This is a genomic window from Parabacteroides faecalis (assembly GCF_022809355.1).
In the GTDB taxonomy this organism is placed as follows: Bacteria; Bacteroidota; Bacteroidia; order Bacteroidales; family Tannerellaceae; genus Parabacteroides; species Parabacteroides faecalis.
The window spans coordinates 1-26,770 of the sequence record NZ_JAKZMM010000004.1; the positions used below are offsets into that span (position 1 = coordinate 1).

The 26,770-nt window shown below is 35.8% G+C and carries 19 protein-coding genes; 13 read left to right on the forward strand and 6 right to left on the reverse strand.

The annotated features are described in order from the left end of the window. Positions 1-446 precede the first annotated feature (446 nt). The 3 genes from MUN53_RS02040 (at position 447) to MUN53_RS02050 (ending at position 4,660) form a co-directional block, all read left to right on the forward strand. Positions 447-2,009 (forward strand): Do family serine endopeptidase, encoded by a 1,563-nt coding sequence (locus MUN53_RS02040; protein WP_243323210.1) that lies wholly within the window; start codon positions 447-449, stop codon positions 2,007-2,009. Positions 2,010-2,180: 171 nt separating this feature from the next. Then, positions 2,181-3,041 (forward strand): sigma-70 family RNA polymerase sigma factor, encoded by an 861-nt coding sequence (locus tag MUN53_RS02045; RefSeq protein ID WP_022456678.1) that lies wholly within the window; start codon positions 2,181-2,183, stop codon positions 3,039-3,041. 137 nt (positions 3,042-3,178) lie between these two features. Beyond that, entirely contained in the window at positions 3,179-4,660 is a 1,482-nt protein-coding gene (locus tag MUN53_RS02050) for a glycoside hydrolase family 125 protein (RefSeq protein WP_243323211.1), read from the forward strand. 251 nt (positions 4,661-4,911) lie between these two features. Here the strand turns inward: MUN53_RS02050 and MUN53_RS02055 are convergent, their stop codons facing one another. Then, entirely contained in the window at positions 4,912-5,751 is an 840-nt protein-coding gene (locus tag MUN53_RS02055; RefSeq protein WP_022456680.1) for a CvfB family protein, read from the reverse strand. A 191-nt stretch (positions 5,752-5,942) separates the two neighbouring features. Here MUN53_RS02055 and MUN53_RS02060 point away from each other — a divergent pair, with 191 nt between their 5' ends. Genes MUN53_RS02060 through MUN53_RS02095 form a run of 8 tightly spaced genes read left to right on the forward strand, consistent with a single transcriptional unit; the run spans position 5,943 to position 15,518 of the window. Continuing rightward, positions 5,943-6,755, forward strand: a complete 813-nt coding sequence (locus tag MUN53_RS02060) for a polysaccharide biosynthesis/export family protein (protein ID WP_243323212.1) — start codon at positions 5,943-5,945, stop codon at positions 6,753-6,755. A 17-nt stretch (positions 6,756-6,772) separates the two neighbouring features. Next, positions 6,773-8,374, forward strand: coding sequence for a GumC family protein (locus MUN53_RS02065; RefSeq protein ID WP_243323213.1), 1,602 nt, complete (start codon positions 6,773-6,775; stop codon positions 8,372-8,374). Next, the gene (locus MUN53_RS02070) at positions 8,365-10,173 is read left to right on the forward strand and encodes an aminotransferase class I/II-fold pyridoxal phosphate-dependent enzyme (protein ID WP_243323214.1); all 1,809 of its coding nucleotides are present in this window, start codon (positions 8,365-8,367) and stop codon (positions 10,171-10,173) included. Before MUN53_RS02065 ends, MUN53_RS02070 begins: the two co-directional genes overlap by 10 nt. A gap of 1 nt (position 10,174) precedes the next feature. Continuing rightward, positions 10,175-11,113 carry an ornithine cyclodeaminase gene (locus tag MUN53_RS02075; RefSeq protein WP_243323215.1) on the forward strand — a complete coding sequence of 313 codons (939 nt, stop codon included), beginning with the start codon at positions 10,175-10,177 and terminating at the stop codon, positions 11,111-11,113. Between the two features lie 3 nt (positions 11,114-11,116). Next, positions 11,117-12,385: an oligosaccharide flippase family protein gene (locus MUN53_RS02080; protein WP_243323216.1), complete on the forward strand. Its 1,269-nt coding sequence runs from the start codon at positions 11,117-11,119 to the stop codon at positions 12,383-12,385. Then, on the forward strand, positions 12,363-13,154 hold the full coding sequence (locus MUN53_RS02085; RefSeq protein WP_243323217.1) for a LicD family protein: 792 nt from the start codon (positions 12,363-12,365) through the stop codon (positions 13,152-13,154). The genes MUN53_RS02080 and MUN53_RS02085 overlap by 23 nt, the downstream gene beginning before the upstream one ends. A gap of 8 nt (positions 13,155-13,162) precedes the next feature. Beyond that, complete coding sequence (gene wecB, locus MUN53_RS02090; protein ID WP_243323218.1) at positions 13,163-14,335, forward strand: non-hydrolyzing UDP-N-acetylglucosamine 2-epimerase; 1,173 nt, start codon at positions 13,163-13,165, stop codon at positions 14,333-14,335. 4 nt (positions 14,336-14,339) lie between these two features. Next, positions 14,340-15,518 (forward strand): glycosyltransferase, encoded by a 1,179-nt coding sequence (locus MUN53_RS02095; RefSeq protein ID WP_243323219.1) that lies wholly within the window; start codon positions 14,340-14,342, stop codon positions 15,516-15,518. A 38-nt stretch (positions 15,519-15,556) separates the two neighbouring features. Here the strand turns inward: MUN53_RS02095 and MUN53_RS02100 are convergent, their stop codons facing one another. From MUN53_RS02100 to feoB, 5 genes are all read right to left on the reverse strand, one after another. Continuing rightward, positions 15,557-16,351 carry a glycosyltransferase family 2 protein gene (locus MUN53_RS02100; protein WP_243323220.1) on the reverse strand — a complete coding sequence of 265 codons (795 nt, stop codon included), beginning with the start codon at positions 16,349-16,351 and terminating at the stop codon, positions 15,557-15,559. Next, positions 16,342-17,445, reverse strand: a complete 1,104-nt coding sequence (locus MUN53_RS02105; RefSeq protein ID WP_243323221.1) for a glycosyltransferase family 4 protein — start codon at positions 17,443-17,445, stop codon at positions 16,342-16,344. Before MUN53_RS02105 ends, MUN53_RS02100 begins: the two co-directional genes overlap by 10 nt. Next, entirely contained in the window at positions 17,442-18,662 is a 1,221-nt protein-coding gene (locus tag MUN53_RS02110) for an O-antigen ligase domain-containing protein (protein WP_243323222.1), read from the reverse strand. Before MUN53_RS02110 ends, MUN53_RS02105 begins: the two co-directional genes overlap by 4 nt. A 100-nt stretch (positions 18,663-18,762) precedes the next feature. Then, positions 18,763-20,043, reverse strand: a complete 1,281-nt coding sequence (locus MUN53_RS02115) for a metallophosphoesterase family protein (protein WP_243323224.1) — start codon at positions 20,041-20,043, stop codon at positions 18,763-18,765. Positions 20,044-20,640: 597 nt separating this feature from the next. Then, positions 20,641-23,121 (reverse strand): ferrous iron transport protein B, encoded by a 2,481-nt coding sequence (gene feoB, locus MUN53_RS02120; RefSeq protein WP_243323225.1) that lies wholly within the window; start codon positions 23,119-23,121, stop codon positions 20,641-20,643. 368 nt (positions 23,122-23,489) lie between these two features. Here feoB and MUN53_RS02125 point away from each other — a divergent pair, with 368 nt between their 5' ends. Further along, on the forward strand, positions 23,490-25,259 hold the full coding sequence (locus MUN53_RS02125; RefSeq protein ID WP_243323227.1) for a DUF6057 family protein: 1,770 nt from the start codon (positions 23,490-23,492) through the stop codon (positions 25,257-25,259). Positions 25,260-25,303: 44 nt separating this feature from the next. Continuing rightward, the gene (locus tag MUN53_RS02130; RefSeq protein ID WP_243323292.1) at positions 25,304-26,770 is read left to right on the forward strand and encodes a TolB family protein; all 1,467 of its coding nucleotides are present in this window, start codon (positions 25,304-25,306) and stop codon (positions 26,768-26,770) included.

A 26,770-nucleotide genomic window follows, 5' to 3' on the forward strand; every position in this document is an offset into this window, starting at 1 on the left:
ATAAAAGATACTTTCCAAACTATATTTTTTCAAATGATCTCTACGAGGATCTGATACTTTTTCTAATATAGAGAATATTTCCATTACTTCTTTGATTTTTATTATTATTATCCCTTTGACTCTCTAAAGATAAATACTTTTTAAAAGGTCTGGAAGTTTGTAATGCGTCAGCCCTGTGCTGAGGCAGAATTTCTGACATGATAATAAACTTTTCCTGCCATTTTGGGTCTGTTTTTATGATGATACAGCAAGAATGTCAGAAAATAGATTGTTAAAAAGGTACTTTGCATCACAAAGTACTGTTAACCCCGGTTAAGCCTGAGATATTGCTCGTTAAAAGTGATAAAAAATGGGGAGGAAAAGAAATACTTGTACATTTTTTGCTCTTTCTTTGTCGTAACGAAAGTGTTAAAATTGAATGTTGAACCTAATTAGATAAAAGGATTATGAATACAATTTGGAAAGGAGTCTTAGGAGTTGCCTTAGTTGCAGCAGTAGGTTCGGGTGCCGCTATTGGTACAAGTACTTATATGATGAAACATCAGCAATATGCTGTATCAGGAGATAGTATATCCAATGTGTTTAGCCAACCGGTACGGATGGTTAATTATGCGGCAGTGGCGGCTGAAAATACAGATTTTACAGTAGCAGCCGAGAACGCGGTTCATGGTGTTGTGCACATTATGGCGACACAACATGCGGATGAATCTGCTTCTCGTGGTCAATATATGGATCCGTTAGAATTCTTCTTCGGTTTTGGTGGCGGTGGTAGTTTTCAGCGCCCGAAAGCACAGCCTCGTGTAGGATCGGGTTCTGGTGTGATTATCTCAACTGATGGATATATTATAACCAATAACCATGTGATTGACGGTGCGGATGAGTTGGAAGTAACGTTGAATGATAACCGTAAGTTTGAAGCTAAACTGATAGGAACAGATCCTGCTACCGATATTGCTTTGATCAAGATTGAAGCAAAAGATCTGCCCACTATTCCTTTCGGGGATTCAGAAAAGTTAAAAGTGGGAGAATGGGTTTTGGCTGTAGGTAATCCATTTAATTTGACATCAACAGTAACGGCTGGTATTGTCAGTGCCAAAGGTCGTAGCATACCTTCTTTGGGATCGGGCGATAAGAGTAAGATAGAATCATTTATCCAAACGGATGCCGCGGTAAATCCAGGAAACAGTGGTGGTGCCTTGGTGAATACGAAAGGAGAGTTGATCGGAATTAATACGGCGATCTATTCGGAAACCGGGAATTACGCAGGATATTCATTTGCTGTACCTATCAGTATTGCCGGCAAAGTGGCCAGCGACTTGAAACAGTATGGTACGGTTCAGCGAGCTGTTTTGGGCGTAGAGATCATAGGTGTGGGAGATATTATGGATCGATTGAGTGTACCGAATCTTCCGGATGAATATAAGGAAGAATTGAAAGGTATGAAAGAAAACATCAAAGTTTCGGAAGGTGCATATGTGGCTGAGTTTGCCGATCGTAGTGTAGCTAAAGAGGCAGGTATCGAAATTGGTGATGTGATTATATCTGTCAATGGAGTAAAAGTGAAATCTGCAAATGCACTGCAAGAACAGATTGGTAAATATCGTCCGGGAGATAAAGTTACGGTGAAAGTTAATCGTAAAGGCACGGAAAAGAGTTTCGAAGTTCAATTGAAGAATGCGCAAGGAAGTACGAAAGTGATTACACCTGATGATGGAACAGAAATGTTAGGTGGTGCATTCAAGGCTTTGACGGATAAGGAAAAACGTGAGTATGGCGTTAGTTATGGTATTGAAGTGACCGGATTGACAAACGGTAAGTTGAAAGATGCCGGTATCAAGAAAGGCTTCATTATCATGATCGTTAATAATCAGCGTGTGAAGACTCCGGAAGATCTGGAAAAGATCGTGGATGATATTTTACATGGTCGTACAGAAGATCAAGGTTTGTTCATCAAAGGATTCTATCCGAATGGAAGAACCAAATATTATGCAATCGATTTGGCTGAATAAGCATATATTGTATAGAGTACTTTTTCAAAGTGTATGATATCTTCAGAATGAGAAGATATATATTAAAATGTTAAAGGTATATAATAGGCTGAACATGATAGGTGTTCAGCCTGTTCTTTTGGTAGATTTTATTTATCTTTGTACCCTGTATTTTTCAATTAGATTCGTTGGATGAGACAATTAAAAATTACAAAGTCCATTACCAATCGCGAAAGTGCTTCTTTGGATAAGTACCTTCAGGAAATAGGTCGTGAAGATCTTATTACAGTAGAAGAGGAAGTTGAGTTGGCACAGGCTATTAAAAGAGGTGACCGTAGGGCATTAGAAAAGTTGACAAGAGCAAATTTGCGTTTCGTTGTTTCTGTAGCTAAGCAATATCAGAATCAAGGTTTGAGTTTGCCTGATTTGATTAATGAGGGAAACTTAGGATTGATTAAAGCGGCTGAAAAGTTTGATGAAACACGAGGCTTCAAGTTTATTTCGTATGCTGTATGGTGGATTCGTCAATCTATTTTGCAAGCGTTGGCAGAGCAGTCTCGTATTGTTCGTCTTCCGTTAAACCAGGTTGGCTCACTGAACAAAATCAGTAAAGCTTTCTCTAAGTTTGAGCAGGAAAATGAACGTCGTCCTTCTCCAGAAGAACTTGCAGAAGAATTGGATATTCCTGTAGATAAGATTTCTGATACATTGAAAGTGTCAGGACGTCATATTTCAGTGGATGCTCCGTTCGTTGAAGGCGAAGACAACAGCCTTTTGGATGTGCTTGTGAACGATGATGCTCCTATCGCTGACCGATCGTTAATGAACGAGTCTTTATCGAAGGAAATTGATAGAGCTCTTGCTACATTGACCGAAAGAGAAAGTGAGATTATCAAAATGTTTTTCGGTATTGGGTGTCAGGAGATGACATTAGAAGAGATTGGCGATAAATTCGGTCTTACACGTGAGCGAGTACGCCAAATCAAGGAAAAGGCTATTAGAAGATTGAGACAAGGAACGCGTAGCAAGCTCTTAAAGTCGTATTTAGGTTAATCTCCGAGTTGAGGTTCGATACGCAAAGAATTATAGGCTTCTTATCAGGATTGATAGGAAGCTTTTCTTTTTTTTGTACATTTGCAAGTAAAACTGACAATCAGTATACAAAATACCATTAAAAGCAAAATAAGATTATGACGACAAGACGTAATTTTCTAAAAACAGGTTCTCTTTCTTTGGCTGGATTAATGATGGGCGATAAATTGTTCGCTCAAACAGAAGAATGTACAGTCGCTTCTGTCGAACAATCGGGTTCTTTTACAGAGCAGGCAGCCAAAGTTTGGAATGATTTCACAACGAAACGTCCGGCAGAGAATGCTCGTAAGTTTACTTCTGATGCTGTGGAAGCTAAATTGGCAGAAGTGAAAGCTCATATCAAAGATCCCAAATTAGCATGGATGTTTGAGAATTGTTTCCCTAATACATTGGATACAACCTGTGAATTTAAGATGAAGAACGGAAAGCCTGATACCTTTATCTTGACGGGTGATATCCATGCGATGTGGTTGCGTGACTCATCGGCACAAGTATATCCTTATGTCGTATTAGCGAAAGAGGATAAGAAATTACAGGAGATGTTACAAGGAGTTATCCATCGCCAGGCTAATTGTATTTTGATCGATCCTTATGCTAATGGTTTTAATGAAGGCCCGACTGGCAGTGAATGGGAATCTGATCATACAGAGATGAAAAAAGAATTGCACGAACGTAAATGGGAAATCGATTCTTTATGTTATCCAATCCGCTTGGCTTATCATTATTGGAAAGAAACAGGTGATACATCTGTATTCGACAATGAATGGATGAAGGCCATGGAGTTGGTATATAAGACGTTTATCGAGCAACAGCGTAAAAACAATAACGGACCGTATCAGTTTGGCCGTACAACTGCCAAGCAAAGTGATACTCTGTTGAATGGTTTTGGTAGTCCTGTAAAACCGGTTGGTCTGATTGTCTCTTCTTTCCGGCCTTCGGATGATGCGACAATATTTGGTTTCTTGATACCTTCCAACTTGTTTGCCATTACTTCTTTGCGTCAGTTGGCTGAAATAGTCCGTGTAGTGAAGAATAATACAGAATTTGCAACCCGCTGCGAAGCTTTGGCTTCAGAAGTAGAAGCTGCCGTTAAGAAATATGGTATTATTGAGCATCCGGAGTTTGGGCAGATTTATGCCTTTGAAGTAGATGGTTTTGGGGGTCGTAATTTGATGGATGATGCCAATGTTCCCAGTTTGTTGGCTTTGCCATTTTTAGGATGTGTGGATGTCAATGATCCGATTTACCAAAATACGCGCCGTTTCGTATGGAGTCAGGCAAATCCTTATTTCTTTAAAGGTTCTGCGGCCGAAGGAATTGGAGGACCGCACGTGGGTATTGATTACATTTGGCCGATGAGCTTGATCATGCTTGCGAATACGTCAAATGATGAAAAGGAAATTCGTTATTGTATTGAGACGATTCGGGATACGGAAGCAGGAACCGGATTTATCCATGAGTCTTTCCATAAGGATAATCCCAAAGATTATACCCGTCCTTGGTTTGCATGGGCCAATACGCTGTTTGGAGAATTAATTATTAAACTGCAATCGGAAGGTCGCCTGAAAGATCTTCTTTAATGGGGTTGTAATTAATGGGTATTTCTTTTTCTCCTTTTTGCAGGAAATGATGTAATAAGAGATTGTTTACTGTTCGGGTGAAAGGAAGTAAAAAGATTGATATTCGTATATCAATAAGTATCACAATAAAATGAACGAGAATCGAAAACAAATCCCGTGAGGATTGTCGACGATTCTCGTTTATTTCATTTAGAAAGGCTAGGTATTTATCGGAAAATACACCGGTTTTTATACATTTGTTTATGATCTATTTAATCTTGTTCCGTTAGTCTGATGCCATCTTTTTCAAGGACAATGAGATGCTGTTTATATAAAGCACCAACAGCTTGTTTGAAAGCTTTCTTGCTGCACCTGAATAGTGAATAGATCACATCCGGATCGCTCTTGTCGTGGACAGGCAGAAATCCTCCTTTTACTTGCAGGGCATCCAATATCACTTTAGCTATTCCATCAACTTTCTGATAGCCAAGAGGAGTCAGACTGATATCTAATTTGTCGTCATCGCGGACTTCTTTTACATATCCTTTCAGATGTTCTCCTTTCTCTAAACGCTGAAAAACCTGATTGTGATATATCATGCCCCAATGCAGGTTGTTGACAATCACTTTATAACCGATTTCCCCATCTTCAACAACCAAGAGATCTACTTCCTGATTATACTTGTATTGAGGAGGTATATTATTGAGAAACTTTTCAACTTTTTCAGAAGCCATGATTCTTCCTGTTATCGGATCAAGACGCACATACACAAGATACCATTTACCTTCTCTCATGGTCATTTTCTGTTCTTTGTAAGGAACAAGCAAATCTTTCATAAGTCCCCAATCCAGAAAAGCCCCTGTAGTATTGACCGATTTAACCCTCAGGAAAGCAAATTCTCCGACAACAGCTTTCGGATGCAAAGTTGTTGCAATCAGTCGTCCTTCATTATCATGATAGATAAAGACCTCTACTTCATCGTCTACTTTAGCATTATTAGGTACATAACGGGTTGGAAGCAAGATCTCTTTCCCATCACCTCCATCCAAATAGGCACCGAAACTAAGTATTTTTACGATTTTCAGCTTATTGTAATTACCAATAGTAAACATACTCAAATTTAATTTTAGACAAACATACAGAATTATTCCTGAATGTAAAAAAAACTGTGATTAAATGTATCCCTATGCAGCAATATTCTGTCAAATGCATCGTTAGAAGAGTAGAGATTTAATGAATTACTTGTTAAGTCTTGTGGAATTGTTGTACCTTTGCAATTACATTAATAATTATCATAGATTGTATGAAGCTAAAGTATTTTTTGTTTATTCTTTTTAGTGGGTTGATGGTTGCCTGTAAGACCCCAAAAGATGTCATTTATTTTCAGGGGATTGATAATTTATCTGAAGATAAGTTGGCTCAATTGAGCACACAGTCTTACTCTACTAAGATAACATATGATGATTTGTTATCGATTACAGTATCTGCATGGGATCCTACTTCAGTAACCCCTTTTAATCCTCCAGTATATGCTTTTGCTTCTCAAGGAGATGAACCTGTTGTTGTTTCAGAAGCTATGTATAATTATTTAGTAGATAAAGAAGGTAATATAAAATTTCCAGTGATTGGGACAGTTCATGTAGAAGGTTTGACAAAAACAGAAATTAGTGAGAAACTTGAATCTTTAATTTCTAAATATGTTGATAATCCATTAGTAAATGTTCAATTGCTAAATTTTAAAGTGACGTTGATGGGGGATTTTAATAGGCCAGGAACCTATAATATAAAGAATGATCGTATTTCTATATTGGACGCTATTGGAATGGCTGGAGAACTTCAATTAACAGCCAATCGTACCAATATAATGGTGATTCGAGAAGCTGATGGAAAAAAAGAAATTCATCGGATGGATATTACTAATCCTAATATATTTGAATCTCCATGTTTTTATCTGCAACAAAACGATGTGGTCTATGTTGAACCAATTGCCTCTAAACTTAAGTCAAGAAGTAGCTCTACTAGAAATTTCTCTGTGGCTTCGTCCATTATTAGTACTTTGTCTGTTGTAGCTAGTATGATTTTTAGTGTAATAACATTAAGTCGAAGTAATAATTAATTTCAATAATAAGTATAATGGAAAGAGATAATGAAGTAATAAGCTTGAAAAATATAATCATATATTATTTGAATCATTGGAAATTATTTCTAACATCAGGGATTATATCCTTAGTTATAGCGATTCTTTATTTGATTTTGTATCCAAAGACCTATGAGGTGATGTCTGTTGTTAAGATTCAAGATGAAAAAGATTTAAGTAGTGGAGGGGGAATCAGTATGGGGGATGCTGCTGGTTTGATGCGATCTTTTGGTCTTGGAGGGGGAACTGGTGGTTCAATTAATATCGATGATGAGATATCTACATTGAAATCTAATTCTTTATTGTCGAAAACAGTTGTAGAATTAGGTTTAGATGTTACTTATGAACAGCCGTTTTCTTTCAGAACGCTATATGATGATTCTCCAGTGGTTGTTTATCCGGACAGTATGTTTCGAAAGAATATTGATCAAGTCCTTGACTTTCAGTTGCAAGTGAACGAAAGAGGTGTTTTGGTTAAGATGAGAGAAACAGGAGATAAATTTACGTTTGATAAACTTCCTGTAATATTACAAACAGATAAAGGATCTTTAGCTATTTGTTATAGAGATAGCGTTCATAAAGAAACTACTATTAAATTGAATATTTCAATAATGCCAACTAGTTGGGTCGCAGAAGATCTAAGTGAGGATATAAATATTGAAGAGTATTCGAAGACTTCCAATACTATAGAGTTATTGTATTCAGATCATAATAAGAATCGAGGGAAAGATTTGCTGAATACTTTATTACGGCAGTATAACGAACAAGCTAACTTGGTAAAACGAAAAGACGGCAATAAATCTCAGAATTTTCTAGATCAAAGAATTGATGGTATTATTGATCAATTGAAAGAAACAGAAAGATTGATAGAGATGTATAAGTTGAAGAATAGGATGACAGATATTGAATATGATGTAATGTTCTATTCTGAAGCAATAAAAACGTATCGAGAAAAACTTATAGAACTCGAGGCTCAAAAATATATGGTGAATTTGATTGAAGAGTATGTAAAGAATCCAGAGAATAAATACAAGCTGGTTCCTGCTGCTCTTTCTTCTGGTGCAGGTGAATCAGATAAAAGTAGTCCTGTTGCTTTATATAATCAGGCTTTAGTATTGAGAGAAAAAACGTTGAAGTCCTCTAAAGAAGAGAATCCATTGGCCGAAGTAGAAGAAAAACAGATTGAGAAATTAAGAGAAAGTGTTATAGTTTCTGTTGAGAATGCCAGCAAAAGTTTAGATGTTGTAATGTCTGATTTGAAATCTCAGGAACAAGCTATTTTTGATAAAATGGGTAATGTTCCAACGTATGAACGTGAATATTTAGATATGAAGCGTCAACAAGAGATTTTGCAAGGTGTTTATTTAGTTTTATTACAGAAGCGGGAAGAAGTTGCCTTATCAACTGAAGGTGGAAGAGATAAAGGCTTTATAACGGATGCTGCATATGTAAAACATAAACCAGTTGCTCCACGAAAATTGTTTGCTGCGATTTTTATGGTGTTTTTTACCTTTGGAATTCCTATGGGATATTTATTCATAGTAAATAGGCTGAAAGAGTTGTTGGATGAATTAAAAAGACAAAAGTCATGCAAGTAGTTATATTGGCAGCTGGAATGGGAAAAAGGTTGGATAATTTAACCCGTAATAATACAAAATGTATGATTCGGGTTAATGGCATCACTTTGATTGATAGGGCCCTTTCACAGTTCTCTAAAATGAAGCTTAATAGAATAATTTTAGTGATTGGTTATAAAGGTAAAGAATTAAAAGAATATGTGGGTGATAGTTATAATGGAATACCTATACATTATATTTATAATCCAATTTATGACAAGACAAACAATATTTATTCCCTTTCATTAGCGAAGAAAGAATTACAGGAAGATGATACTTTATTAGTTGAATCTGACTTGATTTTTGAAGATGCCGTTTTAGATAAAATCTTATCAGATCCATATCCTAATATAGCTTTGGTTGCTAAGTATGAGAGTTGGATGGATGGTACGGTTGTTACTTTGGGTAGCGATAATATTATTTTGAACTTTATAACAAAGAAGGCATTTAATTTCGATCATAAAGACTCTTATTATAAAACAGTTAATATATATAAGTTTAGTAAAGAGTTCTCGAAAACGCACTATGTTCCATTTTTAGATGCTTATATTAATGCTTTAGGATGTAACGAATATTATGAGCAAGTTTTGCGGGTAATCGCATTATTAGATAAACCTGATTTAAAAGCACTTCCACTGTCAGGTGAAAAGTGGTATGAAATAGATGATATTCAGGACTTAGATAATGCTGAATCTATTTTTGCTGATGAAGACAAAAAGCTTAAAGCATTTCAAAAAAGATATGGAGGTTATTGGCGTTTTCCTTCTTTGTTGGATTTTTGTTATTTAGTAAATCCTTATTTCCCTTCAGAAAAAATGAAAAAAGAAATGAAGGCTAATTTTGATATACTATTGACGGAATATCCTTCAGGTATGCAGGTAAATGCATTGTTAATGGCTAAATATTTTGGTTTAATTCCGGATTATGTTTGTGTGGGAAATGGAGCTGCGGAATTGATCAAAAGTTTAATGTCTTTGTTGACAGGTAATTTAGGAGTAATATATCCTACTTTTGAGGAGTATCCAAATCGATGTGAGAAACATAATATAGTATCTTATTTCCCATCAAATGCTGATTTCTCTTATAGCGTAGATGATTTGATTGGCTTTTATGATGATAAGGATTTAAGTACATTATTAGTAATTAATCCAGATAATCCTTCAGGAAATTATATTTCTCATACAGATATTTTGAAATTGTGTGAATGGACAAAAATGAAAAATATACGATTGATAATAGATGAATCATTTGTGGATTTTTCTGATTTTTCATACGAAGATACGCTTTTATTGAATTCGACTTTGGAAAAGTATCCTTTATTGGTTGTTGTTAAAAGTATCTCTAAATCTTATGGTGTGCCAGGGCTGCGTCTAGGTGTATTAGCTTCATCTGACAGGAATTTAATTCAAGACATACGAAAAGATGTGTCAATATGGAATATTAATTCTTTTGCTGAATTCTATATGCAAATTTTTAATAAGTATGAAGTTGATTATAAATTAGGCTGTGAAAGATTTATAAAAGAGAGAAAACGTTTTTTTAAATCTTTGAGTTCAATTTCATATCTTCGAGTGATACCATCACAAGCTAATTATTTTTTGTGTGAAGTAATCGAAAAATATTCTTCATCAGAATTAACTAGTTTATTACTAAGTAAATATAATATTTTGATAAAAGATTGTGGAACGAAAAAAGCTTTTTCTGAAGGTGAATATATTCGCGTTGCAATACGTTCAACGGAAGATAATAATTATTTGGTCCATGCTTTAAAATCGTTGTGATATGAAGATATTTGATTTTGAACAAATAAAAAATAGAAATATTGCTCCGTCTGATTGTTTGAAATGGGTTGAATGTGCTTTAAGAGAAAAATATGATTGTATTTTGCCTGGTAAGGTTAGTATTACGACTTCTCCTGACATCTTTTTTAATACTATGCCGGTATATTTACATCCAGATAAACGTTTTGGAGTTAAAATAGTATCTCGTTTTCCTGATCGAAGACCTTCGTTGCAGAGTGATATACTATTATATGATTCACTTACAGGTGAGTTGTTAGCTTTTATGGATGGTTCATGGATTACGGCAATGAGAACTGGGGCTGTTGCTGCATTAAGTATTAGTTATTTACAAAAAAAAGCTGCTAAGAATTATGCTTTTATAGGTTTAGGAAATACGGCTAGGTCTACATTGTTATGTTTGCTTGAATTAGTTAAAGGACCTATGCAGATTTCCTTATTAGCTTATAAGGATCAGACAGATTCTTTTATTGAGAGATTTGAGGGGTATCAGAATATATCGTTTACTGTGTATTCAGATGTGCATCAAATGATAGCAGATTCAGATGTAATTATTTCAAGCGTAACAGTTGCACATGATTTGTTTGCTCCAGATGAATGTTTTAAACCTGGAGTTTTGGTTGTTCCCATTCATACGCGAGGTTTTCAGAACTGCGATTTGTTTTTTGATAAAGTATTTGCTGATGATGTGAAACATGTATGCGGTTTTAAGTATTTTAATCAGTTTAAAAAGTTTGATGAATTTGCTCGTGTACTTTTAGGAGAGAATCCAGGTCGTGAATCGGAACAAGAGCGGATTTTAGTATATAATATAGGTATTGCGTTGCATGATATTTTCTTCGCATCTAAAATTTATGATAAGCTTTCAGCAGAAGGGAAAGTATTAGACTTAAATATGACAACAGAGAAATTCTGGGTATAATTAATGTTATTAGAAAAAGGTAAAAAATATAAAGTGATTTTATCCAATACAGCTTATTTGTCTGTGTTGGAGATATTAAAAATGGTAATGCCTTTTGTGGCATTACCTTATTTAATACAAACTGTAGGTACAGAGAACTATGGAATTGTTGTCTTTGCGCAGACTGTGATCTCTTATTTTATTGTTCTTGTAAATTTCGGTTTAGATGTTTCTGCAGTAAAGGATGTTTCTGTCGCAAGAAATGATCTTCCTAAACTAAATGAAGTTGTATCATCTGTTTTACTGATAAAAACAATTCTATTTTTAATTTCATTTGTGATATTAGGGGGAATGGTTTTGTTTATTGATAAATTTAGAATCCATTGTCTCCTTTTTTTCTTGTCTTTTCTTTCGTGTTTGTCTGAAATATTATTTCCTGTATGGTTTTATCAGGGTATAGAAAAAATGAAATATATTACGCTAATACGTTTTATATCCATATTTATATATACTGTTTCAGTTTTTTTATTTATTCGACATGCAGATGATTATATATTAATACCTCTTTTACAATCCGTAGGTTGGATCATTTCAGGTATTGTTTCTTTTCTGATGTTGTTGAAGGCAGAAAATATATCTTTGTTTGTGCCTTCTTACTCTTTGGTCAAAAAGTATTTTGTAGATAGTATACCTTTCTTTTTTTCTCGAGTTTCTGTTGTGATTAATAGTGGTATGGCTAAAATTATTTGTGGCATTTTCTTTTCAATGCATGAGGTTGCAGCATTTGATTTAGCTCAGAAAATAGCTACAACAGCTTTGGTGCCATTACAAATGTTAAATCAGGCTGTTTTTCCTCATATAGCAAAAACTAAAGATGTGAATTTTGTTAATAAATGTTTTCGAATGATGATGTTTGCTACATTAGGAATTATTGTTTGTGTATATGTTTTGGCTCCATTAGGAGTTAAAATTCTTTCAGGAGGAGAATTGATGGATTCTGTTTCTGTATTGCGAATACTTTGTCTTTTTATTTTTAGTGGAGGAATAACATTATATACAGGATCTCCTGTATTAGTGTCTTTTGGATTTTCAAAGCCTTTTAATCGTAGTGTTCTTTTGTCTACTGTTATTCTAATGTTGATATATGGAATTTTATATCTTACGAATAATTTTTCGATAGGACGTTTTGCTTTAGCATTAGGTTTGGCAGAATTTGCAATTGCGGTTTATCGTTTGTATTATTGCACTCATTATAAATTAATTCAGTTTCATGGAGGATTTAAGCTATTTTAATCCAGAGGGATCTATATTGCGGAAACACCAAATGAAGATGGTTGATATTTTGTGTGTGATAGACAAAATTTGTAAGAAACACAAAATCAACTATTGGCTTAGTTCGGGAACATTATTAGGAGCAGTCCGACATCAGGGGTTTATACCTTGGGATGATGATTTAGATATTGAAATGTTAGCTGAAGACTATAATAGATTTTTATCAGTTATTCAGTCCGAGCTTCCAGAAGATTTGGTGCTTCAATCATATAAGACAGATCCTAATTATGTTGCTCCTTATGTTAAAATCAGAGATACAAAGTCTTGTTTGTATGAGACATCAAATAAGGATTGTAATTATAAGTATAGAGGGATCTATATTGATATTTTCTATATAGAGCCTTCTATTCGGTTTTTTATAAGAGTGGCTATGAAATTACATGGCTATTTATACAAGTTGTCATATAGGCCTTGTAGGAAAGGGTCATTTCTTTTTTATTGCAAACGCTTGATCTTAGTTTTTTTGCAGAACTGTATTTATCCATTATTTAGGATACTGTCTAAGCTTTTACGTTGTAAAAAATTTTATCAATGTTTAGGCGCAGGTTTTTTAGGAGAACGGGATAAAAAGGATTTATTTCCATTATCCACAGTTTGCTTTGAGGGGAAGATTTTTCCTGCTCCTTATAATCCAGATGCCTATTTGACGAGATTATATGGTAATTATATGCAATTGCCTGATTTATCGAAAATAGAAGTACATTTAGATAAGATAGAATTTGATAAATAGTATTTGAAATGAAGCAAAAAATATTATTAGTATTTGGGACACGCCCAGAGGCAATAAAAATGTGTCCATTGGCAATAGCATTTCAAGCTGCCACAGATTCTTTTGAGACGATTGTATGTGTAACAGGTCAGCATCGAGAAATGTTGGATCAGGTATTATCTGTATTTGGAATCAAACCAGATTATGACTTGAATATTATGTCAAAAGGACAAGATTTATATGATGTAACCTCTCGAGTTTTATTAGGGATGAGAGATGTATTGTCTAACGTTAAACCAGATGTTGTATTAGTGCATGGGGATACCACAACTTCGATGGCTGCTGCGTTGGCTTCATTTTATCAACAAATTCCAGTAGCCCATATTGAAGCGGGTTTACGTACTCATAATATATATAGTCCGTGGCCGGAAGAAGTAAATAGGCAGATTACAGGAAGGATTGCAACTTATAATTTTGCTCCTACTTTATTAAGTAAGAAAAATTTATTGCTTGAGAATGTAAAAGAATCTTCTATTTATGTGGTAGGGAATACAGTTATTGATGCTTTACATTTAGTTTTAAAGAAAATTAAATCAAACAATAAGATAGAACATGATATATTGAAAGATTTATCAAATATGAATATTCCTCTTTCCTTAGTTAATACATGGAAAGGAGGAAGACGGATGGTTCTAATTACTGGCCATAGAAGAGAAAATTTTGGGGAAGGTTTCATGCATATCTGCTTTGCTATACGGGACTTAGCAAAGACGTTTTCTGACGTAGATTTCGTTTATCCTATGCACTTGAATCCTAATGTTAGAAAACCGATACATGAAGTATTTGGATCAGATTATAGAAATAATTATCCAAATTTGTATTTTATCGAGCCGCTTGACTATTTACCATTTGTATATATGATGGATCATTCTTTTATAGTTTTAACAGATAGTGGCGGAATTCAAGAAGAAGCTCCTGGTTTAGGTAAACCTGTTTTGGTAATGCGTGATACAACAGAAAGGCCTGAAGCTTTGGATGCTGGTACTGTGAAATTAGTAGGAACGGATTATGATAAGATCATAAAGGAAGTTTCATTATTATTAACTGATGATGTGGCTTATGCTAATATGTCAAAAGCAACCAACCCATACGGGGATGGATTTAGTTGTGGAAGAATAGTAGATATAATGCGTAAGAAATAGTCGTATGAAAAAGAAAGTATTGATAATTCACCGAGGTTATCCTTTAGGAACTAATGCTGGCGATAAAGTACGAACTTTGAATATGGCAAAGTCTCTGCAACGTATAGGCTTTCAAGTATTCTTGCTTGGTTTTTATACGAAAGGTTTTTCTTTGAAAAAAAAGGAAATAGAAGAGTTACCTGAAGGAATAAAACCTTTATTCTTTTATACGTTACCAAATCGTTTTCGTTTGCATAATATAGCGGCATTATATAGAGCTATTTTGACTTGGTTAATTTGTAAGCATTATTCAATAGACTTGGTGCAGGGGGAATTAGCTTCGGCTGCTAATTGTGTAAGATTTTTGCCTAAACTTCCTTTGATAACCGATTTCCATTCAGATATTGTTCCAGAATTGGAAATGGATGGTTATTTGAGTTATCAAATTGAGAATGCGAAATGTGAAAACATATATGCCATAAAGCGATCCACAAAAACAATAACTGTTTCTGCTAATTTAAGAAAAAATCTATCTGTATATGGGAATACAGATGCTCCTAATTATGTTTTGCCTTGCAATTTTGTAGCAGAACCATATCTTAATTTTACGATGGAAAAGCGCAAAGCAATGAGAATTGAATATGGTTTAGACGATCGTATACTTTTATGTTATTCTGGAGGATTGCATGTTTGGCAGTGCATATCAGAAACTATTAATTTGGTAATAGAGCTTAGGAAACGTAACCCAGCTTATTTTCTGTGTATTTTTACAAATGATAGTATAGAACCATATAAAGATAAATTAAGTTTTTTGGAAAACTCTTATATGGTAAAAAGTTTGAAGCATGATGAGGTTCCAGCTCATTTATTGATGGCTGATGTTGGATTTGTTTTGAGGGCAAATAGTCTGGTTAATATAAATTCATCTCCAACTAAAACTTCAGAATACATGGCTGCAGGAATGATGGTTGTTGCGACTCAGTATGCAGGAGACGTTCCTCAATTAATTGAAGATAGTGGTTGTGGTTATACTTTAAACGCTCCTGTTGCTTCACCCGATGAAATTGAATCGTTAGATCATAAAATTGCCCAATTTATGTCTAATAGGCATGATGAGTTTGAAAAGACTAGAAAATTTATTTTTGAACATCGTGTTTGGGAAGTAAATGAATGCATATTAAATCAACTATATCAGGATTTATAATAGAAAGGCATGTCCGATTTACCCGGGCATGCCTCTTTTTATCTATTAATTTTAAATCTGTTTTTTCTGAAAAAATATAACATGCTTTTTAAATGTAACAATGTTTTTCTATTTATTTTTTGCGATGATCTTTGATGCGCATGAATCATTTTGCTTGAAGGTAAATAAATAACTTTCTTCCCTAGTTTCCAACATCGGTGGCATATGTCCATATCTTCAACATATAAGAAAAAGCCTTCATCAAATCCGTTTAATTGCTGATAAAATGAATTCTTTAAAAGAAGTGCTGCTCCCATACACCAATCTACATCACTTGGACTTGTTGGTGAGAGTTCTGTCATTAAATATTGCTTTACATAATGATTGGTACTATTATCGTTCCCTTTGGTGAAAATTCTAGCCATTAAAATTGGGGGAGAAATAAATGTTCTTACCGAATGTTGTATGGATAAATCTGTATTTAATAACTGAGGGGCAATAATACCAACTTCTTGGTGGTCTTGCAGATATTGATAAAGCGTATCTATGCTATCCTTTAAAAGGATAATATCCGGATTTAGTATTAATATATATTCTCCTTTTGCATAGGAAGCTGCTTTATTGTTATTGGCTGCAAATCCTGCTATTTTATCATTTTTGTAGTAGCGGATTTGTGGATAATGGGTTCTTATAAATTCTTCAGTATTATCTGTTGAACAATTATCAACAAGGATTAGTTCAAAATTAACTTTAGGTGGATTGTCAATATATAAAGAATGTAACATCTTCTCTAGAAGAGGAAGATGATTCATTGTTACAGTGATAATTGAAATAATAGGATTCATTATTTGCATGATAAATAAAATTGATAATAATCTTTTGCCATTCTTTGTGCTGAAAACTGATCGATAATAATCTTTCTAGCAACCTCTTTTAAGTCGTTCACTTCGTTTTTTTGATTTAATAGTGAAAGACAGATTTTATATAAGGTATCTGTATCATTACAGTCAAATAAATAATTTTCAAAACAACTGTTTTGCACAATTTCTTTATGAGGGTCTATTGATGATAGTATAGGTATAACCTGATTACTCATTGCTTCCATAACAGATAGCGGTAAGCCTTCTGAATATGAAGCTGAAATGTATAAATCTGCAATTTGAAGATATGGAATGATATCCTTCTTAAACCCTAAAAAAAGAATATTGGAGTTCGCTGATTCTTCTAATTCTTTTTTAGCGGATCCTTCTCCAATAATTAATAAGGGGTAATTATTGCCTAGTTTATTATAAACTTGTATAATTGTTTTAATATTTTTCCTAGGATGTAATCCAGACATAACTATAGATATAACTTTTTCTCTTATACCAAGCTCTTCTTTTAATTTTTCTAATGCCTTTTTGTCACATTGTAGAGAAGGTATTTCAATCCCATTTTGGATAGCGGATATATGTATATTGTATTTTTCTAAAGATTTAGAAATACTTTTAGAACAAGCAACAGTATTATCTGCTTCTCTAATAATGTTCGTATGTTTATTAGTTCTCCACAAAGAAAATAAAGGTCCTAAAGGATGTTTTGCATCATCTTTAGGATCTAAATGAATTGTCATTACCTCCTTTGTCTGTGGTATTAATTTTTTAATTTGGTGGTGTATTAAGTTTGCTCTGAAACCATGAGAGTGCATTATATCGAAATGCTCTTTATTTACAAGTTGGGCTAACGCTTTTTGAGCACAGAACATACCTTTTAAACGAGACATGTTCAAAGAATGTACAGGAATATTTTCTCGTTTGAAAGCATCTATCATACTATTTTGTGGCTCCTTGGAAAGCGTAATAGCATGTATTTCTACGGGATAATTGGCTTTAAGTTCTTTTATGAGTGTAAAAGCTATTTTTACTAGCCCGTAACCTTCTAATGTTGAAAACAAAAAAGCTATTTTCATTTTTGTACAATTTTATCTGTTACTTGCTTTTGTTCTGCAATGACTACCCCTAATAACATCATTAAAAAATATCCTCGATGACTGGTGAATGTAGCATCTGCAATACTTTCTATCAGGAAAAAGCCTATGATAAGCAGAGTGATTACTAAGTATTTTTCTTGTAGATTTTGTATGTATAAAGAATATGATTTCTGTATTAAATACCAAAAGAAATAAAAAAATAAAAGTATTCCAATTACTCCAAATTGAGTTAAACAAGGATAATAAGTGTCAGCTATATAACTATAGTCAATTTTGTTAATCCCCCAAACGCCGTCAAGTCCATATTTATAATATAAATCAGAATAATAGACACCTGATGCATAAGAAGCGAAACTAGCGAATCCTGGTCCAAATGGAAAATAATCAACTAGAACTTCTAAAGATGTTTTGTATAACATCATTCGGGCAACAAGACCTGATTGAATGTCTTCTTCAGTTCCTCCTACAGCAAAATATAGATCCAACTTATTCCATCCAACTAATATCAATAATCCTATCACTATAATGCCAAATAGAATTGTTTTGATATTTATTTTAAAATCTTTAAGCTTGGGCGCTATTAATATAAGAATGACGGATATTAGAAAGAAACCATAAAATTTGGATCTAGTGGAAAAAAGGCCTGCTGATAACATTACTATGAATACAAGTTTGTCTCTCAATGTATCGCTTCCACAGAATAGAACAATTAAAGATAAAGCTATAATACATGCTGCAAAATACGAATTATGAAACATGACAGTATTGATGATAAACTTGTCATATAGTGTCATGAATCCAAGCCCTAGTAACAGAAACCAAAAACCTATGCAAATGATTCTCAAAAGACTTTTTTGCCTGTCAGAAAAACTAGGATATAAAAGGTATGTTCCAAAAAAAGCTAAGTAAGGTTTAAATTCAATGATAAGATCCTTGATGATGGCTTGTTTAACATTACTGTTTATGAGTATTGAATAGATTGTGTAGAATAAAAAGATACCAATTGTCACCAAAAAAGGCTTATTAAATCTCCAATCTTTTGTGTGAAATACACCAAAGAGCATGAATATAAATAATAAAAAGGCACATATTTCGTCTATTCCATCAAATCCAATAGTCCCATACAGAAGGAGACCTAGAATGAGTGTGAAGACAAATAATTCGAAATAATGCTTGTTTATGAACTGTTGTAGCATATCAGATCGTTTTTGAATATATAACGCGATGTGTAATTATATGTTGTTTTGATGCGGAAACAAAGATAATGCTATTTTTTGAAATAAGTTCTTTTAAAGTTTAGTTGTAAGGTAAAACAATGACTTCTGGGAAGGAAGGATCATTATCTGGCTGGTACGCCCCAAAAAAAGTTATATATATTTTTTCATTTAAAGTGTCTATATAATATATATTGAAACTATTACTAGATATTGAGTCTTCTTCTCTTTTGACCCGGTTATATACAATACCTGCATCTTTAGGCGCTTGATTTGAACATAAAATCATCTGTTGGTGAGGTAATGAAGTAGGGATACTTACTCCTAAAACATTGAAATAAGCAAAACAATGAGCATGTCCTCCTAAATAACAGATAAATTTCCCGCTAGAGTTCGTGAAGTCGAAATTGACAGAAATACTATCATTCGTGGATAATTTATTTTTATAGATTGATTTAATTGTGGTATGATTGCGGAATGCTTCAACAATATCAGGAATCATGTTCCAATTATGGATAAAATCTCCGTCACATAGATATGTAGTGGAGTTATCCGAGTGAGGTTGAAATGGATAATGATTTAGGATAATGACATTATGTTGATTAGACAGACCTTTTTTTAGAGCAATATTTCCTAGCCAATTGATCTGTTCCTGCGTGTAAGAAGCATAATATACGGTGTTGTATTTTTGCTCCGTTTGATCAAGCATATCTAAAGATATGATCCGAATATAGCCTCCTAGGGGATTAGGAATGTCTGTATAAAAATAATTCTTATTAGCTTTTTGACTTCTTAAACCAAAACAAGATATAGAGGATAAATTTTGATAGATTTCAGAAGCTGTGATATATGTAGAAAAAGATGAATCAATAATATTTGAGTCGTGATTGCCTGTGCAAATATAGGATGGTATATTGTTATTGCTATAGAAGTATTGCGTGAATGACCGTAAATACTTAATGGCAATGTCTTTATCTTTATGATTGGATATAAAATCTCCCGTAGCCACCATTGCATTAATGTTTAAATCTGCTTGATTGGCAAATTTTACAGATTGTATTAGATTTATAGGATAAGAGTAATGATTACTTTCAGAAAAATCGGATAAGTGTGGATCTGAAATATGTACGAGTTTGAAACAACCTTTCACGTTATATTGTGATTCAATTTTAGCCATGCGTTCTTTTGCTAGTTTATTATTAATAGCATATATAGAATCATTTATACTCTTTTTTACTTCCCAATCAATGTCGTCAGCATGCGAACATGAGAATAAAAAGCTTGTAATAAAAAGACATAAATATGAAAGCCTTTTAGTTTGAAAAAGCAATATTTTAATTATGAATGCAAATATATATGCCATGATTAGTTTCTTATCTTAATTTGTTTGTTACAATATTAAGCAAAATATTTTTGTTATCTATGAAATGCTTATAAGTATTTTGAGGAAATGTATTAAATAGATGGGAGGCTACCAAAAAACATAATTATATTTCTGAGTGAGTAATAAATGTTTTAAAAAAACTGTGTTCCTTTAATAACAATTACCTAAACCTTCGTTCTCAATTCTCCTATGTTTTGATTTTGATTTTCTTGAGCAATAAAAGTGGAGTAGAATGTGTGTTTTTTTCATCCTTTTCTCCTATTCTGATTTTTCTTTTAGGGGTTCACACACGGACTCATTGCTTTGATTGCCAAATTATTCCTGTGAAGGGTGTGAAATCTATAAGGAAAAAAGATGATCTCTTTTGATCGCATCTTGAGAATAGGGAAAAATCGTCCTACTTCTTGGTTTGGCGTGAGGAAGTTTGGCATCCTTGTTTTTTGAGTGGACAAGTCTGACAACTTTGGCAACTTGATTTGTCTGATATAGGACGGGTAAAAAAACGATAGATTTTGTGTCCCATCCAAAAGATGGTGACACATCCTATCAAATAAACTGCTATTTCCTGCCACATGGTTAGTTGATAATTATGTTTCCGATTTGATAAACTAAGAAGGATACGACCCAAGCCAGGCAGCAGGTGTAGAGAATGACAAATGCGCCCCATTTCCAGGAATGGGATTCATTCACGATGGCTGTCACTGTAGCTATACAAGGGAAGTAAAGCAGGACAAACAACATCAGACTGAGTCCGACCAAGGGCGTAAAGACGTCTGTCCCGTCTGGATTCTTTTCTTGTAACAATCGTTCCGTCAGTGCTTGTTCACTGTCGTCGCTACCGGTGTATAATACACTCAGCGTACTGACAACGATCTCTTTGGCTGCCATTCCGGATAACAGGCTGACACTGATTTTCCAATTGAAACCAAGCGGTTCCATGACGGGCGAAATGATTTGACCGATGCGGCCGATATAAGAGTTTTCCTGGTGGTCCATAGCCATCTGGTGTTCTATCTCTTGTAATTGCTTGGCCTTTTCTTCCGGACTTATCTGGGTATTCTCGATGGAAGCTATTTGTTGTTTGAAATCAGCTGTACGTGATGTCTCCCTCGGGAAATAACCTAAAAACCAGATGATGATGGATGCAACCAGGATGATGCCTCCCATCTTGTGCAAATATTGTTTGGCTTTTTCCCACATATGGAGCAGAATGGATTTTCCTGTAGGCATACGATAGGGCGGTAACTCCATCACAAAGGGAACATCTTCTTCATGAAAGAAGGCACGTTTGAATACCCGGGCTAAGATAACGGCTAGGATAACACCGGTGACGTATAACGAAAGTAATACGAAACTGGCATTTTTCGGGAATAAGGCTCCCGTGATTAATACATAAACCGGAAGTCGGGCGCTGCAACTCATCAAAGGCGTTACCAGCATCGTGATCATACGGCTGTTTCGACTTTCAATGGTTCGGGTAGCCATTACGGCCGGAACATTACAGCCAAAGCCCATAACCAATGGGATGAATGATTTGCCATGTAAGCCCATTTTATGCATGATCTTATCCATGATGAAAGCGGCACGAGCCATATAGCCCGAATCTTCCATAAAGGAGATGAAAGCATATAGGATCAGGATATTGGGTAAAAAGACGATGACGCCTCCGACACCACCTATGATGCCATCAACAAGCAAGTCTTTGAGCGGTCCTTCAGCCATGTGGGTACGGACAAAATTACCGATCATTTCGACCAGCCATTCAATGCCTTGCATGGGATAATCGCCTAAACGGAAAGTGGCTTCAAACATGATCCACATGAAAAGAAGGAAAATAGGAAATCCCAATACTTTATGAGTAACGAAGAGGTCTATAATCTGGGTACTGGTCGCTTCCTTGATTTTGTTCTGTTCAAAGGTCTCGCGCAAAGCTCCCGAGATGAAGCCATAACGCGCATCTGTCAACGCCGTTTCGCAGTCTTCCTGCAAAAGATTTTCGATTTGGGCGGCGTTGCGGTTCCGTTCTTGGATGATTTGTTCACCGTCAGGAAACTTCCGTATCTGAGATTCTATTTCCTGATCGTTTTCCAGTAACTTGATAGACAGGTAACGCCTTGATATACTTTTAGGCATATTACTATCTACTTTATGGATACTGCGTTTTATGTTGGCAATACCTTTTTCCAGTATATCTCCGTAGTTGATATGTATATGGCGGACAACGGGATCTTCTTCTTCATACACTTTGATAACGCGGTTGAATAACTCTTCGATACCAAAGCCTGTCTTACTGATGGTCGGAACAATTGGGCAACCGATCATACGTGCCAGCGATTCATAATCAAACTTATTACCGGCTTTTTCCAGTTCGTCGTACATGTTGAGGGCAATGACCATTTGCACGTCCATGTCTATCAACTGGGTTGTCAGATATAAGTTTCTTTCCAGATTGGAGGCATCAATGACATTGATAACAATATCCGGTTGCTGGTTTTCGTTCAGATGTTTTCGTACATACAACTCTTCCGGAGTATAAGCCGATAAAGAATACGTACCCGGCAAGTCGACAATCCGGAACGTATATCCGTTTTGCTTGAATACGCCTTCTTTGGCATCGACGGTTACTCCGCTGTAATTCCCGACATGCTCATGAGCTCCTGATGCGAAATTGAATAAAGACGTTTTACCGCAATTGGGGTTTCCTACCAAAGCAACGTTGATAGTCTTTCCTTTATTGTAGGCAATTTCTCTTAATTCATCGTCCGAAGGAGTGATGTAGTCAGTTGCCGGTTTATCGGCAAAAATGAGGTTTTCACGTTCGGCTGCGAATTCGGCAGCACTGACAACTTCGATGAGTTCGGCATCCTGGCGTCTGAGAGAAACGTCATATCCCATAATCCGATAATGAATAGGATCTTTCAACGGGGCATTTTGAATGACTTGTACTTCTTTTCCACGGATAAAGCCCATTTCTATGATACGTTTGCGGAAAGCGCCGCGCCCCATAATTTTGACGATAATTCCTTTTTCGCCTGTACGAAGTTCTGATAGTCTCATCTTAATATACTGTTCTCAAACGTGTGCAAAGTTACGATATATCGTTAGTTTCATCAATACCTATGAATAGGTAATTTCAGAGGCGGAACTATTTCTTTGCCTTATGTCATTTAATGAAAAAACCGACTGGATATATTTTGTTCGCCGATGCTGAATATATATTCGCTCACTGCGAATATGTATTCGCCGACGATGAACGTATGTTCGCCCACGGCGAATAAAGATTTACTGGTAGGCCAACCTATTAGATCATATCCATTTGGAGAAAAATAAAGGGGACTTCCGCTTTTTCGTTTCTATAAATATCATATATTTGCTGTGACATTTCGCTGTGACACTTGTAAACATGAAAAATACTAATATATAATATGAGTCGTAAATTATTGTTGTTTTGGCTATTAACCGGAGTTGCCTTGTTCGTTTTCCTACAAGTTTGCTATCCTTATCTTTTCTTTTTCAACGAACAGAGCCAGTTGTTTTTAGCTGAAGCGGCTTTCTTTTGGGAAAACTTGCCGAACCCCGGAGGTCTGACGCTGTGGTTGTCTGAGTTCTTGGTTCAGTTTTTTTCCTATCCATACGCGGGAGCTTGTATTACTGCTATACTATTGACGTTGATAGCTTTTGTGCAGGGTGAAATTTTACGTAAACTAAGTGGATCATCTATTTTGGCAATGACAGGGTGGTTGGTTGCTATGGCTCAGGTTTGGGTAATTGCTGATTTTAACTACCTGTATCAAGGAGTCCTGTCGATAGTCTTTGTTCTCATAAGTGCGTGGACTTGTCTGTCTATTCGATCGGATCGGGTTCGCTTGCTTTTTGAAGCGGCAGGAGGATTGATTTTAGTCTGGTGGGTAGGAGCTGCTTCCGTATTATTTGCCGTCTGGGTGTTTTTATATGAGATTGTTGTCCGTAAAAACAAGCAGAAATGGTTGGCGCTGTTTCCTTTATTGATAACAGCCGGTTTGTTGTTTGTTTTATGGCGAACAGCTGTTATCAGTGATTTCCGTTTTGCCTTTTTACCCGATGCTTATTATCATCATTTATTAGAGCCTAAATCGGTTATTTATTTTTCATGGTGGGGCGTATGGCTGTTGACAGGCTATGCGCTGATTCTACATCGAAATAATTGGTCATTGAAAACAACGAAGAGTAAAAGACTGGTTGCAGTGGCTTTGTTTGTCTGTTTGATAGCTGTATTTTATGTCGGGACGCTTCGCTTTGGAGAATTAAAGATGCGCCGTTATATGATGCTGGATTATTATTCCCGAACCGGGCAATGGCAGAAAATAGAAGCCGATTGCCAGGGTAAGATAACGAATTTCCTTTATATGAATATCCTTGCCCGTGCATTGGCCGAACAAGGCAAACTGGCAGATACCATGTTTGATTATCAGTTCAAAGGTCCGCAGGCTTTGGCAGTGAATTGGAATCATACAGAAGATGTTTCGGTATTGTTGAGTGATATTTATTTTACGGCAGGAAATATCGCCTTGTCGCAGCGACTGGCTTTTGAAGGTAATTCCTGTGCCCGTGGAAATTATAATGCCCGTTTGCTCCAACGGCTGGTTCAGACCAATTTAATTTATGGCGAGTATGCAGTTGCTGAAAAATACATCCGTTTGCTAGAGAAATCGTGGACTTATCGGGAGTGGGCAAAGCAGCAACGGAAATTCCTTTACAATGATGCTGAGGTAGAAAATGATCCGTTATTAGGTAGTAAGCGTTCGTTATTGTTGTCTCCGGAAGATACAACCCAACAAAAGGTTGCCGGTGAACAACTGGAGACGGCCATGCAACTTCCTATATTGGCCAATTCGGCTCAAGCCAAAACAGCCTTCGAGTATTTGATGGGAGCATATTTATTAAAGAAAGACATGGCCAGTTTTCAATATCTGATTGACCGCTATTGGGGAACTCCGCTTTTGCCTGATTTACCCGTGGCTTATCAGGAAGCTTTGATCGTTGCCCATGAAAAGAATCCGGAAGGATTGGACAAATATGCCTTGAATAAGGATGTCTTAAGCCGATATGCTGATTTTCGGAAACAGGTTTTAGCCAACCGAAATAATCGGGGACTTGCCGGGCTGTTGTATCGGTCGTTTGGTGATACGTATTGGTATTATGTTGTATTTAAATAAAGAACTAGTAGGAAGGTTGGAAGCTTCTTATAAAATAGCAAATGATGAGAAATAAATATTTATACCTATTGATCGGATGTTTGTTGGGCTTGGTTGCTTGTCAGCCAAGTTTGCCCCATATCGACGAGCAAAAAGAGATAACACCGGTTATTTATCCTGATTATAAGGAAGTCACTATTCCGGTAAATGTGGCTCCTCTGAATTTTGGTCTGCGGGATTCTGTGGAAGAAGCAGTAGCCGTTTTTGCTTTCCAAGAACATTCCATATCGGTCTGGTTGAAAGACAGTACTTTCCAGATACCATTGAAAGCCTGGCAAGAATTGCTACAACAGGCAAAAGGAAAAAGCCTGGAAGTATCGGTGTCTGTTAAAGAAGACGGCAAATGGATGGGGTACAAAGCTTTTGATATCTATGTAGCTTCAGAACCAATGGATGCTTATTTGGCTTATCGGAAAATAGCTCCGGGCTATGAATTATGGAAAAACATGGGAATCTATCAGCGCAATCTGGAAACATTCGACGAGTTGCCCGTATTGGAAAACCGGCAAACCAATCAAAACTGTATGAATTGCCATTCCTTTTGTAATCGGCAAGCAGACTGTTTCCTGTTTCACATGCGTCAGAAATTAGGTGGAACCTATTTGGTAAAAGACGGAACGGTTGAGAAACTCAATACCGAAACACCAGAAACCATATCGTCTTTGGTGTATCCTTCCTGGCATCCCGGGGGACGGTTTGTGGCTTTTTCGACGAATATCACGAAACAGTTCTTTCATCCGAATAACCGGAACCGGATTGAAGTCTATGATGAGAAATCAGATGTAGTCGTCTACGATACGGAGAAACATGAATTGATTACGGCGCCAGCCTTGTTTTCTAATCAGGCATTTGAAACGTTTCCAACATTTTCGGCTGATGGAAAGACGCTTTATTTCTGTACAGCCCAGGCAAAACCGATGCCGGATGCTTATCAGGAAGTGAAATACAGCCTTTGTTCGATTTCCTTTGATCCGGAAAAGCGGACATTCGGCAGTCGGGTAGATACGTTGTATGCGGCAGAACAACAAGGTAAAAGCGTTTCCTTCCCCCGTGTCTCGCCGGATGGACGTTATCTGTTATATACGTTATCCGGATACGGAAACTTCTCAATCTGGCATAAGGATGCTGATTTGTATTGGGTAGACTTGAAGACTGGCAAGCACCGGTGTTTGGAGGAAGTCAACAGTCCGGATGTAGAGAGCTATCATTCCTGGAGTGGCAACAGTCGTTGGTTTGTATTCAGCAGCCGGCGGGATGACGGTCTTTATACACGGCCCTACTTTGCATACGTATCAGAAGATGGCAAAGTAGGAAAGCCTTTTATGTTGCCCCAACGTACCAGAGATTATTATGAAGACAGTATGTGGTCGTATAATATTCCGGAGTTCGTATCGGATAAGATTGATGTTTCAGCACGGACGATTATCGATGCTACGACAACGAAAGGTTCAGCAATTCAGTTTGTCAAATAG